The 12,332-nt window shown below is 65.0% G+C and carries 12 protein-coding genes; 6 read left to right on the forward strand and 6 right to left on the reverse strand.

Annotation, left to right across the window (positions count from 1 at the left end; translation table 11 throughout):
- Positions 1–23: 23 nt before the first annotated feature.
- The gene (gene kdsA, locus MIN45_RS00885; RefSeq protein ID WP_286294081.1) at positions 24–857 is read right to left on the reverse strand and encodes a 3-deoxy-8-phosphooctulonate synthase; all 834 of its coding nucleotides are present in this window, start codon (positions 855–857) and stop codon (positions 24–26) included.
- Positions 854–2,491, reverse strand: a complete 1,638-nt coding sequence (locus MIN45_RS00890; protein ID WP_286292754.1) for a CTP synthase — start codon at positions 2,489–2,491, stop codon at positions 854–856. Before MIN45_RS00890 ends, kdsA begins: the two co-directional genes overlap by 4 nt.
- A gap of 106 nt (positions 2,492–2,597) precedes the next feature.
- Between MIN45_RS00890 and hflD the strand changes: the two genes are divergently transcribed.
- Genes hflD through mutM form a run of 6 tightly spaced genes read left to right on the forward strand, consistent with a single transcriptional unit; the run spans position 2,598 to position 7,913 of the window.
- A complete protein-coding gene (gene hflD / locus MIN45_RS00895; RefSeq protein ID WP_286292756.1) occupies positions 2,598–3,227 on the forward strand; it encodes a high frequency lysogenization protein HflD in 630 nt (209 codons plus the stop codon).
- The gene (locus MIN45_RS00900; protein ID WP_286292757.1) at positions 3,217–4,140 is read left to right on the forward strand and encodes an ABC transporter ATP-binding protein; all 924 of its coding nucleotides are present in this window, start codon (positions 3,217–3,219) and stop codon (positions 4,138–4,140) included. The genes hflD and MIN45_RS00900 overlap by 11 nt, the downstream gene beginning before the upstream one ends.
- Positions 4,137–4,892, forward strand: a complete 756-nt coding sequence (locus MIN45_RS00905; RefSeq protein WP_286292758.1) for an ABC transporter permease — start codon at positions 4,137–4,139, stop codon at positions 4,890–4,892. Before MIN45_RS00900 ends, MIN45_RS00905 begins: the two co-directional genes overlap by 4 nt.
- Entirely contained in the window at positions 4,889–6,256 is a 1,368-nt protein-coding gene (locus tag MIN45_RS00910; RefSeq protein WP_286292759.1) for a GldG family protein, read from the forward strand. Before MIN45_RS00905 ends, MIN45_RS00910 begins: the two co-directional genes overlap by 4 nt.
- Positions 6,256–7,101: a DUF4340 domain-containing protein gene (locus tag MIN45_RS00915; protein ID WP_286292760.1), complete on the forward strand. Its 846-nt coding sequence runs from the start codon at positions 6,256–6,258 to the stop codon at positions 7,099–7,101. The genes MIN45_RS00910 and MIN45_RS00915 overlap by 1 nt, the downstream gene beginning before the upstream one ends.
- A complete protein-coding gene (gene mutM / locus MIN45_RS00920; protein WP_286292761.1) occupies positions 7,101–7,913 on the forward strand; it encodes a bifunctional DNA-formamidopyrimidine glycosylase/DNA-(apurinic or apyrimidinic site) lyase in 813 nt (270 codons plus the stop codon). Before MIN45_RS00915 ends, mutM begins: the two co-directional genes overlap by 1 nt.
- On the opposite strand, the gene MIN45_RS00925 is transcribed toward mutM, so the two are convergent.
- The 4 genes from MIN45_RS00925 to MIN45_RS00940 all read right to left on the reverse strand — a co-directional run bounded on the left by MIN45_RS00925 (position 7,910) and on the right by MIN45_RS00940 (position 12,070).
- The gene (locus MIN45_RS00925) at positions 7,910–8,746 is read right to left on the reverse strand and encodes a hypothetical protein (RefSeq protein WP_286292763.1); all 837 of its coding nucleotides are present in this window, start codon (positions 8,744–8,746) and stop codon (positions 7,910–7,912) included. The genes mutM and MIN45_RS00925 overlap by 4 nt on opposite strands.
- Positions 8,747–8,873: 127 nt before the next feature.
- Positions 8,874–10,088 (reverse strand): NAD(P)/FAD-dependent oxidoreductase, encoded by a 1,215-nt coding sequence (locus MIN45_RS00930; protein ID WP_286292764.1) that lies wholly within the window; start codon positions 10,086–10,088, stop codon positions 8,874–8,876.
- A 124-nt stretch (positions 10,089–10,212) separates the two neighbouring features.
- Positions 10,213–10,749, reverse strand: coding sequence for a response regulator transcription factor (locus tag MIN45_RS00935; protein ID WP_286292765.1), 537 nt, complete (start codon positions 10,747–10,749; stop codon positions 10,213–10,215).
- Positions 10,742–12,070, reverse strand: a complete 1,329-nt coding sequence (locus tag MIN45_RS00940) for an ATP-binding protein (protein WP_286292767.1) — start codon at positions 12,068–12,070, stop codon at positions 10,742–10,744. The genes MIN45_RS00935 and MIN45_RS00940 overlap by 8 nt, the downstream gene beginning before the upstream one ends.
- Between the last annotated feature and the right edge of the window lie 262 nt (positions 12,071–12,332).

The raw sequence follows: 12,332 nt of genomic DNA on the forward strand, positions 1-12,332 counted from the left end.
GTCGTCTCCTTGTTGTGTCGGAATCAAACCTGTTCTTCGAGCCACTCGCCCTGTTTGACCGTACGGTCGAGGGCCATGAGGGTTTCCAGCAGCGCCTCGATGCGGTCCAGGGGCCAGGCGTTGGGACCGTCGCTGAGGGCCTTGTCCGGATCGGGATGGGTTTCCATGAACACCCCGGCCACCCCCACGGCCACCGCCGCCCGCGCCAGCACCGGCACGAACTCGCGCTGGCCGCCGGAGGCGGTCCCCTGACCGCCCGGCAGCTGCACCGAATGGGTGGCGTCGAACACCACGGGACACCCGGTCTCGCGCATCACCGCCAGCGAACGCATGTCCACCACCAGGTTGTTGTAGCCGAAGGTGTAGCCGCGCTCGCACACCAGGATGCGGTCGTTTCCCACCGCCTTGGCCTTGGCGACCACGTGCTTCATGTCCCAGGGGGCCAGGAACTGGCCTTTCTTGATGTTGACCGGCAGTCCCTGGCGGGCCACGTTCTGGATGAAGTCGGTCTGGCGGCACAGGAAGGCCGGGGTCTGGAGCACGTCCACCACCGCGGCCACCTCCGCCAGCGGGGTGTATTCGTGCACGTCGGTGAGCACCGGCACGCCGATCTGCCGCTTCACTTCGGCGAGGATTTCCAGCCCCTTTTCCAGCCCCGGACCGCGGAAGCTGTCCTTGGAGGAGCGGTTGGCCTTGTCGAAGGAGGACTTGTAGATGAAGGGAACACCCAAGCGGGCGGTGATTTCCTTCAGACGCCCGGCGGTGTCCAGGGCCAGCTGCTCGCTTTCGATCACGCAGGGGCCGGCGATGAGAAACAGGGGGCGGTCGAGCCCCGCTTCGAAACCACAGAGATTCATACGCATGCGGTCCTCTCTTGCTGCGCCAGGGCCGCCCGGACAAAGCCGATGAACAAGGGATGCCCCCGACGCGGGGTGGAAGTGAATTCGGGATGGAACTGGCAACCGAGGAACCAGGGATGATCGGGGATCTCGACAATCTCCACCAGCCTGCCGTCCTCCGACACGCCGGACACCTTGAGCCCGGCCCGTTCCAGGGGCTCCCGGTAGGCGTTGTTGAATTCGTAGCGGTGGCGGTGACGCTCACGGATCAGATCCCGGCCATAGAGGCGATGGGCCAGCGTCCCGGGCTGCAGGCGGCAGGGCTGGGCACCGAGGCGCATGGTGCCGCCAAGGTCGGTGTGGGTGTCGCGACGCTCGACACGCCCGGTGGCGTCCTGCCATTCGGTGATGAGGGCAATGACCGGATGGGGCGTGCTGGGATCGAATTCGGTGCTGTGGGCGCCTTCGAGTCCGGCCACGTGGCGGGCGTATTCGATCACCGCCACCTGCATCCCCAGGCAGATCCCCAGATAAGGGATTTTCTGCTCCCGGGCGAAGCGGGCGGTGGCGATCTTGCCCTCGACCCCGCGCTGGCCGAAGCCGCCGGGCACCAGAATGGCGTCGCACCCCTCCAGCACTTCCGTCCCCCGGGATTCCACGTCTTCGGAATCCACGTAACGGATCACCACCTGGGTGCGGGTGTGGATGCCGGCGTGCACCAGAGCCTCGTGCAGGGATTTGTAGGCGTCCACGTGGTCCACGTATTTGCCGACGATGGCGACCGTGACCTTGTGCGCCGGGTTCTCAAGGGCCCGCATCACTTCTTCCCAGGCCGACAGATCGGCAGGATCAGCCTGGAGCCGGAGTTTGTCGAGGACGATCTCGTCCAGGCGCTGGTCATGGAGCAGCAAGGGGATGCGGTAGATGGAATCGGCGTCCACCGCCGAAATCACCGCCTCCTCCGGCACGCTGGTGAACAACGCGATCTTCTTGCGCTCGCTGCGCGGCAGCCCCTTTTCGCTGCGGCACAGCAGCACGTCCGGCTGGATGCCGATGGCGCGCAGTTCCTTGACCGAATGCTGGGTCGGCTTGGTTTTCAATTCCCCGGCCGAGCGCACGTAGGGCACCAGGGTCAGGTGAACGAACACCGACCGTCCCGGCCCCAGTTCCATCCCCAGCTGGCGGATCGCCTCCAGGAAGGGCTGGGACTCGATGTCGCCCACGGTGCCGCCGATCTCGATCAGGGCCACGTCGTACCCTTCGGCGCTGGCCTGGATGGCGGCTTTGATCTCGTCGGTGATGTGGGGGATGACCTGGACCGTCCCGCCCAGATAGTCGCCGCGGCGCTCCTTGCGGATCACGCTCTCGTAGATACGGCCGGTGGTCCAGTTGTTCCGGCGCCCCATGGTGGTGGAGACGAAACGCTCGTAATGGCCCAGATCCAGGTCGGTTTCGGCCCCATCCTCGGTGACGAACACCTCGCCGTGCTGGTAGGGGCTCATGGTACCCGGATCGACGTTGATGTAGGGGTCGAACTTGGCCAGGGTCACCTTCAGGCCCCTGGCCTCGAGAATGGCCGCCAGCGACGAGGCAGCGATGCCCTTGCCCAGGGAGGACACCACCCCGCCGGTGATGAAGATGTATCTGGTCATGAATGTCCCAAGCGCGAACAAACGAGGTATTTTACCCGCTGGCACCGGCGGCGTCACGGCTTGACAATCTTGCTTCCACCACCGTCGAACGGGTATCTTATTGGCCATGCTGCAATCCACCCGCAATCAAGCCATCGCCCTGGCCGGCCTGAGCCAGGCCATCGATCTGGTCCAGCAGGTCGCAAAGACCGGCGAGCCCGACGAGGGCGCGATGGCTACCAGCATCGCCAGCGCCCTTAAGATCGATGCCGCCAGTGTCGAGGACGTCTACGGCGGACTGAAGAATCTGCACCCCGGGCTGGAAGTGCTGCGCCGCCAGCTGGGCGCCCAGGGCCAGATCGACCCCGAACACGCCCGTTACAGCGCCCAGCTCATGCTGCTGCAGGGCAAGCTGAGCGCCGATGCCGAGGCCCAGAAAGGGGTGCGGGCCGGTGTCGAACGGGCCGCCGCCATCGCCGGCGACCAGGATGTGCCCGACGAGACGGTGCTGGAGATCCTTGCCGACACCTACCATCAGAACATCAGCCCCCTGGGGCCGAGGATCATCGTCACCGGAGAGCGCCGGCACCTGAGCGAACGCAGCAATGCCTACCGCATCCGCGCTCTGCTGCTGGCGGGGGTGCGATCCGCCCTGCTCTGGCGCCAGTGCGGCGGCGCCCGCTGGAAGCTCCTGTTCAACCGCAAGCGCCTGCTCCACGAAGTCGATTCTCTGCTGCAGGAAATCGATGCTGATTGAAGCCAGCCATCTTTACCGCTTCTACGGCAACACCTGCGCCGTGGCCGACCTGTCCCTGACCCTGGAGAAAGGGGAGATCCTCGGCTTTCTCGGCCCCAACGGTGCCGGCAAGTCCACCACCATGCAGATGCTGTGCGGCACCCTGGCCCCCAGCGCCGGGGAGATCCGCATCAACGGCATCGACCTGCTCGACCGCCCCAAGGAGGCCAAGCACCATCTGGGCTACCTGCCGGAGCTCCCGCCCCTGTACCGGGAGCTGACGGTGGACGAATACCTGAACTACTGCGGCCGTCTCCACGGCCTGCGCGGCGCCGCGCTGATCCGCGCCCGGGACGAAGCCAAGGCCCGCTGCGGCTTGGCGGAGGTGGGCGGACGCCTGATCGGCAACCTGTCCAAAGGTTACCAGCAGCGGGTCGGCATCGCCCAGGCGATCCTGCATTCGCCGCCGGTGGTGGTGCTGGACGAGCCCACCGTCGGCCTCGACCCGATCCAGATCCGCGAGATCCGCAGCCTGATCCGTGACCTGGGGCGCGAGCACGCGGTGCTGCTGTCCACCCACATTCTCCCGGAGGTGCAGGCGGTTTGCAGCCGGGTGATGATCGTCCATCAGGGCAAGGTGGCCCTCAACGCCCCCATCGACGAACTGGAACGTCACATGCGCGCCTCCAGCCTCGTCCTGGTGACCGAAGCCCCGGCGGATCCGGCTGCCCTGCAGGCTGTCGAGGGCGTCCACGACGTCCGCCCCCTGGAAGGCGGCCACCGTTACGAGGTCTTCCACGACAAGGACCGCAACCCCGCCCCGGCCCTTGCCGCTTTGGTGGTGGAAAAGGGCTGGGGGCTTTTGGAGCTAACGCCGGTGCGCCATTCCATCGAGGAAATCTTCGTGGACATCACCCGGCAGGAGGCCGCATGAACACCCTGGTCATCGCCGCCCGCGAACTGCGCAGCCTGTTCCTGTCGCCGCTGGCCTGGTCGATCCTGGCGGTGGTGCAGTTCCTGCTCGCCTATCTGTTCCTGGCCCAGCTGGAATACTTTCAGCAGATCCAGCCCCGTCTGGCGATGCTGCACGAGGCCCCGGGGGTCACCGACCTGGTGGTCGTCCCCCTCTACGGCAACGCCGGGGTGATCCTGCTGCTGGTCACTCCCCTGCTGACCATGCGCCTGATCGCCGAGGAACGCCGCAACCGCACCTTGAGCCTGTTGCTGGGCGCCCCGGTCTCGGTCACCGAGATCATCCTCGGCAAATATCTGGGAATCCTCGGCCTTTTGGGGGTCATGGTCCTGCTGACCACACTGATGCCCCTGTCGCTGGCCTTCGGCACCCATTTGGACTGGGGCAAGCTGGCCGCTTGCGTCCTGGCCCTGAGCCTGTTGCTGGCCACCTTCGCCGCCATCGGCCTGTATCTGTCCACCCTGGCGAGCCAGCCCACGGTGGCGGCGGTGGGCAGTTTCGGCGCCCTGCTGCTGCTGTGGATCATCGACTGGAGCGCCGCCATCGGCACCGAGAAGGGTGAACTGCTCAGCGCCCTGTCGCTGCTGCACCACTACGAGAACCTGCTCAAGGGGCTGGTGAGCAGTGCCGACCTCAGCTATTTCGCCTTGCTGATCGCCGCCTTCCTGACCCTCAGCGTCCGCCGTCTCGACTACGATCGGCTGCAGAAATGAAGCTCGACCGCCATCTCCACCAGCAAATCCGCCTGCAGAACTGGCTGTTCACTATTTTGTTCCTGGTGCTGATCGGCCTGCTGGGCTGGCTGTCGCAGCATTACGCGACCGCGTGGGACTGGACCGCCAGCGGCCGCCACACCCTGTCCGAGGCCAGCCGCAAGGTGCTCGACACTCTGAAGGGGCCGGTGACCATCACCGCCTACGCCCGGGAGGAGAACCAGGAGGTGCGTGAGCGCATCCGCGACCTGGTCACCCCCTACCAGCGCCGCAAGCCGGATCTGACTCTGGTGTTCGTCAATCCGGACCTTCATCCCGACAAGGTGCGGGAGCTGGGCATCACCATGGACGGTGAGCTGGTGATCGAATACCAAGGGCGCCAGGAAAAACTCACCGATCTCAGCGAAGCCGGCCTCACCAACGCCCTGCTGCGCCTGGCCAGCAGCGAGCAGCGCACCCTGGTGTTCGTCACCGGCCACGGCGAGCGCGATCCCCTCGGGGACGCCAACTTCGACCTGGGCCAGTTCGGCCACGCCCTGCAGCAGCGCGGCTTCAAGATCGAAACCTGGAATCCGGTCCAGCATCCCAAGCTGCCGGAGGGCGTCACCGCCCTGGTCATCGCCAGCCCCCAGACCGCCTACCTGCCCGGCGAGGTGAAGCTGCTGCGCGATTACCTGGAGAAAGGCGGCAACCTCTGGTGGCTGCTGGAACCCGGCGACCTCAAGGGGCTCGAACCCCTCGCCGAACAACTGGGGATCGAGCCCCTGCCCGGCACCATCGTCGATCCCAGCGGCCAGATCCTGGGCATCGCCGATCCCACCTTCGTGCTGGTGGCGCAGTATCCGCCGCATCCGATCACCCGCAACCTGCGCAACCTCAGCCTGTTCCCGGGGGCGCGGGCGCTGGAGAGCGGCGGCGAATCCGCGTTCCACCCCACCCCCTTCCTCGAAACGCTGCCGCGCACCTGGACCGAGACCGGCCCCCTGGAAGGAGAGATCCGCTTCGATCCCGACCAGGGCGAGCGCGAGGGCCCCCTGACCCTGGGCCTGACCCTGACCCGTGAATTCCAGCGTGAGGGCGAGAAGGAACCGGTGCGCCAGCGCATCGTGGTCGTCGGCGACGGGGACTTTCTCACCAACACCTATCTGGGCAACGGCGCCAACCAGGACCTGGGGCTGAACACGGTCCAATGGCTGACCCATCAGGACCGTTTCATCGACATCCCCGCCCACACCGCCCCGGACACCCAACTGAACCTCTCGCCCCTGGCGCTGACCCTGATCGCCTTCGGCTTCCTGCTTCTGCTGCCGGTAGGGCTGCTGGCCTGCGGCGGCATTCTCTGGTGGCGGCGCAGGAGGGCCTGATGCGCCACGGCTGGCTCACCATCGCGGCACTGTTCCTGCTCGTCGCCGGGCTCGGCGGCTGGGTGTGGTGGCTGCAACACCAACCGCAGGAGAAGAGCAAACCGGCGCTGGCCGACATCGATCCTGAAACCGTCCGCCACATCACCGTCCGCCACAGGGAGACGGAAATCGTATTCGAACGCAGCGACGGCGGCTGGCGGATGCGCCAACCCTACGAAGCCCGGGTCGACAGCTACCGTATCGAGCAGGTGCTGGCGCTGCCCAAGACCGAAAGCCAGGCCAGCTACCCGGTCAGCGGGGATGGTTTGCGCAAGTTCGGCCTCGAGCCCCCGCGGGCGGAAGTGGTGCTGGAGAAGGTGCCTTTCCGCTTCGGCAATCAGAATCCCATCGACTTTCGCCGCTACGTCCAGACCGCCGACGGCCGGGTCCATCTGATCGAAGACACCCTGTTCCATCTGCTGACCTCCCCCCCCACCGACTGGATCGACACCCGCCTGCTGCCCGAAGGCGAACTGCAGGAACTCGTGCTGCCCGGCTGGCACCTGTCCCGGACCAAGACGGGCGGCTGGCGCGCCGAACCGGAACTGGCCCCGGAGCGCCTGCAGCACTGGATCGATGAATGGCGGCTGGCCCGCGCCATCCAGATCACCCCCTTCGAAGGCCCGGTGCCCGCAGACAAAGCGGAAATCCGGATCCGGTCGGTGGGCCGGGAGATCCGCTTCCTGGTGCTGCAACGGGAGCCGGAGCTGATTCTGCTGCACCCGGAGCGGAAGCTGCGTTACCACTTCTACGGCCGGATCGGCCACCGGCTGCTGCAACCGCCGGAACCGGCATCCAAGGACTGATGCCGGAACTGCCGGAGGTCGAAACCACTCGGCGTGGTCTCGAGCCTCACCTGTGCGGGCGTCGCATCGTTTCCGCCCAGGTGCGCCAGCCGCGGCTGCGCTGGCCGGTTCCGGAAGATCTGGCCGGGCAGGTCTGCGGCCGGACCGTCCGGGCGCTGAAGCGGCGGGGCAAATACCTGCTGTTGCAGCTGGAAACCGGTCACCTGATCGTTCATCTGGGCATGTCCGGCAGCCTGCGCCTGACCGACACATCCACCTTCGGCAGACACGATCACGTCATTTTCACCCTGGACGATGACCGCCGTTTGGTGCTGCGCGATCCGCGCCGCTTCGGCGCGGTGCTGTGGTGGCCGGGCCCGGTTGAAGCGTACCCGCTGCTTCGGGATCTGGGGCCGGAACCGCTGGGTGCGGACTTCGACGGCGCCTGGCTTTATCGCCGTTCCCGCGGCAGCCGGCGCGCGGTCAAGCAATTCCTCATGGACCAGCACGTCGTGGTGGGGATCGGCAACATCTACGCCAACGAGGCGCTGTTCGCTGCCGGCATCGACCCCCGCCGCCCGGCCGGCCGCATCGGCCGCCGGCGTTACGACCGTCTCGCCGCGGCGGTCAAGGCGGTCCTGGAACGGGCCATCGACCAGGGAGGGACGACCCTGCGGGATTTCGTCAACGACAAAGGCCAGCCGGGTTACTTCCAGCTGGCCTTGCAGGTATACGGGCGCGAGGGGCAATCCTGTCCCTGTTGTCACACGCCCATCGAGCGCATCACGCTGGGGCAGCGGGCCACGTATCTGTGCCCGCGCTGCCAGCGCTAGAGGTTCAGCTCCTCCTCCAAATCGAGCGGTTCCTCCCCGGACGGCGCCGTCTCCTTGGAGGACCCGACGCCCGGCACTTCGATGCCCTCCTCCATTTCTTCCAGCTTGTCCTCAAAGCGGGAGCCGGTATCGATGCTGACCGAGGCCCGCGGGGACAGGGTCAGCTTCTGGCCCACGGCGGCGAACTGAAAACTCAGTTTGGCCTTGAGGGTCCGGGGACCGGCGATCAGATACCGTTTCTTGGCCTTGTTGTCGAACAGGGCCGAATCCATCGCTTCTCCCACGGTGTACTCGAAAGGCCCGGCGATCGTATCCTCACCGCCACCCTGGATGAACAGCCCCTCGTAACGAAGCCGGCTGCCGGTGGCCACACCGACCCCGTCGGCAGTGGCGAAGAAACCGCCGATCTTGGCCCGCGCCATGACCCGCCCGTTGGGTCCCGGGGGGAAGGTGTGCTGAAATTCGATCACCACTTCCGGCTGCAGGGAAACCGGTTTTTGCGCCTCGTCACCGGTTTCGGCAAGCGGTCGGGTTTCGGCTTCTTCCACCGGAGAAACCGCCGCTGTGGCCTCCGGTTGCGCCAAAGCCACGAAAGTCACGTTGTGGATGCTGAGAATGTCTCGCTTGGCATCGCTGTAGCAGACCTGCGGCACTTTGCCTACTTCGCTGGCTTCGATCCTGACACCGGGATACTCACCGGCGATTTCGATGCAGGTCTGACTGTCTTCCTCCGGCACCAGACGCTGCCCTTGAATCACCACTTCAAAGCCGTTCCCGGCCAGGCTCCAGCCCAATACCAGCAGCGCCCCCGTACGGGCGACGAATCTCGACATAGCGACAATCCCCCAACTTTATTCGTTAGTCCGTTCGAAAACTATAGCCGATGCCGCCTGGATCCGCACCCCCAAACGCAGATGCCGGGCATGATCCCGGCATCTGCAATCCCCTTTATGAGATTTCTCAGGCCAAGGGCCACATCGGCGTGTCGCCACCCTTGAGGAGCACGTTCCAGTAGTACCAGGGCAGGAAGTACTTTTTGAACCAGTACATGCTGCGGCGTTCCTTGCTCTGGTCGATGGGGAAGGTCTCCTTGGGCTTGAGGTTGTAGTCGAACTCCGCCAGCACCAGCTTGCCGTAACCGGTGATCAGGGGGCAGGAGGCATACCCGTCGTAGGCGGCGATGCCCTGCCCGCCTTCGAGATCGGTGACCAGATTGCTGACCACCACGTAGGTCTGGCTGCGGGCGGCGGCGGCGGTCTTGGAGTTGGGGGTGTTGGTGCAGTCGCCCAAGCCGTAGACGTTGGCGTATTTGACATGGCGCAAGGTGTGCTTGTCCACGTCGACCCAGCCACCTTCGCCTGCCAGGGGCGAGTCCTTCAGGAAGGCCGGCGCCCGCATCGGCGGGGTGACGTGGAGAAAATCGAAAGCGTGGGTCTGGCGGTCGCCGCTGGCCACGTGCTCGAAGGTCGCTTCCTTCTTCTCCGGATCGACGGCCACCAGATGGTGCTGGAAGTGGGTTTCGATCGCCTTGCGCTTCAGCACCTCGTTCAAGGTCTTGGAATAACGCTTGACCGGGAAAATGCCGGGGGCGGCGGCGAAGAACATCAACTTGGTCTTGCCGCGCACGTTGCGTTTGCGCCAGGCGTCGTCGGCCAGATAGGTGATCTTCTGCGCCGCACCGGGACATTTGAAGGGCGGCTTCGGCTGGGTGAAGATGGCCGTCCCGCCGCCAAAGCCCTTGATCGCCTCCCACACCCGCGGCGCCAGGTCGAAGTCGTAGATGGACTGGGCGACGTTGGCATTGAGGGCCTCCTGCAGGCCGGGAACCGCATCCCAGGCGATCTCGATGCCCGCGGCGATCACCAGGTATTCGTATCCGACCGTCTTGCCCGTGGCGGTGGTCAGACGGTTGTTGTCCGGATCGAAGCTCGACACCGCCTCCTGGATCCAGACCACCCCCTCGGGCACGACTTCCTTCATCGGCCGCCAAGTGGCCTTGGGTTTCATCTCCCCGGCACCGACCAAGGTCCAGCCGGGCTGGTAGTAATGCACGTCCTTGGGCTCGAGGACGGCCACGTCCAGGGTTTCGTCGTATTTCTTCAGATGGGATGCGACCGCCAGCCCGGCGGTGCCGCCGCCGACGATGACGATCTGATGGGAAAGGGTATCCGCCATATTTTCAAGCCTCCAGATTCTTGTTTTCGATACCGAAGCAATCGGCCGTATTATCTATGCTTTTACGCTATCTGCATAGAACGATAAGCGATCAAAAACGACGCCGCTTATTCCGCTCCCATGGTCATTCCCGCACCGGACGCTTGTCAAGCTTGCGTTGTAGGGTGCGGCGGTGCATCCCCAGAGCGCGGGCGGCGGCGGAAATGTTGCCGCCGTGTTCCATCAGCACCTTCTGCAGATATTCCCACTCCATGCGTTTGACCGACAGCGGCTTTTCCTTGATCTCCACACTGGGATCGCCGGATTCCTTGTACAGCGCAGCGACGATCTCGTCGGCATCCGCCGGCTTGGTCAGGTAATGGACGGCACCCAGCTTGATGGCCTCCACCGCAGTGGCGATGCTGGCGTAGCCGGTAAGCATGACGATCCGGGTGTTGATGTCCAGCGCCTTGAGCTTCTGCACCAGGACCAGGCCGGAATCGTGGCCGATACGCAGGTCGATGACGGCGTATTCCGGCGTCAGGCGGGTCGCCTGGGCCAGCCCCTCCTCCAGGGTGCGGGCAACGATCACCTGGAAGCCGCGCTTGCCCAGGGCCCGTTCCAGCACCTCGCAGAACACCTCGTCGTCATCCACGAGCAACAGTCGCGGCAGGTCAGTCATGGGAATCCTCCTCGACCGGCGTCAACAAAGGCAGGCGGATCCGGGTGCAGGTGCCCTGATCCGGCATGGGTTCCATCAGGATCTCGCCACCGAGGCGCTCGACCGTGGCATAGGCCAAAAACAGCCCGACCCCCAGACCGCGTTTCTTCGAGGCCACCGGCCGCCGCCCCAGCACCTCCCGCAGATCGGGGGTGATACCGGGGCCGCGGTCGATGATCGCCAAATCGAGCCAGGCGTGGTTCCAACGGGCCTGCAGCAGCACCGGCTCGGTCGAAACCTCGGCGGCGTTGTTGAGGATGTTCAGCAATGCATGGGTCAGCGTCTGCTCGGCGAGCAGCGCCGCCTTTTCGGGACCGCCTTCGAGCTGGAGTTTCAACCGGGCGCCGGGACGCTGCTGACGCCATTGTCCCACCAGGTATTCGAGATACCGGCGCACCTGCTCCCGGTGGCCTCCTTCGGCGCGGGCGTGGCCGGCCGAGGCGGACATGACCGCCAGGGCGTTCTTGCAGCGTTCGATCTGGTCCTTGAAGATCAGCAACCGCTGGCGCAGGGACCGGTCTTCCGGGCGATCGTAGTCCTCCAACAACTCCTGCAGCAGGATCGCCATGGTCCCCAGCGGGGTGCCCATCTCGTGGGCGGCGCCGGCCGCCAGGGTCCCCAAAGCGATGACCTGTTCGTCCCGCAGCGCCTGCTCGCGGATCTCCGCCAGGCGCCGTTCCCGTTCCCGCAGGGTATTGGCCATCTCCACCACGAAATAGGCCACCAGCCCGGCGCTGAAGACGAACCCCACCCAGGTGCCGAAGGCGTGCAGCTCGAAACGCCGGCCCTCGATCTCCTCCGGCGGCAGCAGCCGGGTGTCCCTGACCTCCATCACCGGCAGCGACGGCAGCGGGTGGAAATGGAAGATCAGCAGGGTATAGCAGCCGCAGGTCAGCAGCATCATCAACCAGGTGAACTGCTGGGGCAGGACCGTGGCGGTGATGATCAGCGGCAGAAGCAGAAACCAGGCCATGGGATTGGTGGCTCCGCCGGCGAAGTACAACAGGCCGGTGATGCCCATGGCGTCGAGACACAGATGGCCGAAAAGCTCCCACTCGGTCACCGGCCTTTCGTGCTGGAGACGGAACCAGGTCAGGCAGTTGAGCGCCACGGTCATGGCGATGATGCCCATGAGCGAATCGGTTTCCAGGGGGACGCCGACACCGAAGAGGGTCACCAGAATGATGAGAAGCTCGGCGACGATCAGCAGATTGCGCAGCAGAAACAGGGAATGCAGGTTGCGGCGTGCGGCGTCGGCCGAATCAAGCGGCAGCTGAAACATGACAGCGCTTTTGGTTCATAAAGATGAGAGGGCGGGGGTGCGACAATTTGTCACATTCCCAAACCCGGCCATAACCACTATCCTTTAACTCGACGGTAATGCTCATTACCTCCTGTCTCGCTTGTCTCGGCAGACAGTCTATTTCCTCCTCTTGATGCAGGGAGCCTGCTCCCTGCAGATTTCTTTTTTCCGGATGTGGTCTTCCTGCGACAATTTGTCGCATTCCCAACGACTTCATGGATTGCTATGATGCAATCGTGTT

The organism is Methylomarinovum tepidoasis, from assembly GCF_030294985.1.
GTDB lineage: Bacteria > Pseudomonadota > Gammaproteobacteria > Methylococcales > Methylothermaceae > Methylohalobius > Methylohalobius tepidoasis.

What these genes read in the sequence shown, in the direction of transcription:
- kdsA (WP_286294081.1), bottom strand. Translation starts at nt 857, where the DNA reads ATGAATCTCTGTGGTTTCGAAGCGGGGCTCGACCGCCCCCTGTTTCTC.
- MIN45_RS00890 (WP_286292754.1), bottom strand. Translation starts at nt 2,491, where the DNA reads ATGACCAGATACATCTTCATCACCGGCGGGGTGGTGTCCTCCCTGGGC.
- hflD (WP_286292756.1), top strand. Translation starts at nt 2,598, where the DNA reads ATGCTGCAATCCACCCGCAATCAAGCCATCGCCCTGGCCGGCCTGAGC.
- MIN45_RS00900 (WP_286292757.1), top strand. Translation starts at nt 3,217, where the DNA reads ATGCTGATTGAAGCCAGCCATCTTTACCGCTTCTACGGCAACACCTGC.
- MIN45_RS00905 (WP_286292758.1), top strand. Translation starts at nt 4,137, where the DNA reads ATGAACACCCTGGTCATCGCCGCCCGCGAACTGCGCAGCCTGTTCCTG.
- MIN45_RS00910 (WP_286292759.1), top strand. Translation starts at nt 4,889, where the DNA reads ATGAAGCTCGACCGCCATCTCCACCAGCAAATCCGCCTGCAGAACTGG.
- MIN45_RS00915 (WP_286292760.1), top strand. Translation starts at nt 6,256, where the DNA reads ATGCGCCACGGCTGGCTCACCATCGCGGCACTGTTCCTGCTCGTCGCC.
- mutM (WP_286292761.1), top strand. Translation starts at nt 7,101, where the DNA reads ATGCCGGAACTGCCGGAGGTCGAAACCACTCGGCGTGGTCTCGAGCCT.
- MIN45_RS00925 (WP_286292763.1), bottom strand. Translation starts at nt 8,746, where the DNA reads ATGTCGAGATTCGTCGCCCGTACGGGGGCGCTGCTGGTATTGGGCTGG.
- MIN45_RS00930 (WP_286292764.1), bottom strand. Translation starts at nt 10,088, where the DNA reads ATGGCGGATACCCTTTCCCATCAGATCGTCATCGTCGGCGGCGGCACC.
- MIN45_RS00935 (WP_286292765.1), bottom strand. Translation starts at nt 10,749, where the DNA reads ATGACTGACCTGCCGCGACTGTTGCTCGTGGATGACGACGAGGTGTTC.
- MIN45_RS00940 (WP_286292767.1), bottom strand. Translation starts at nt 12,070, where the DNA reads ATGTTTCAGCTGCCGCTTGATTCGGCCGACGCCGCACGCCGCAACCTG.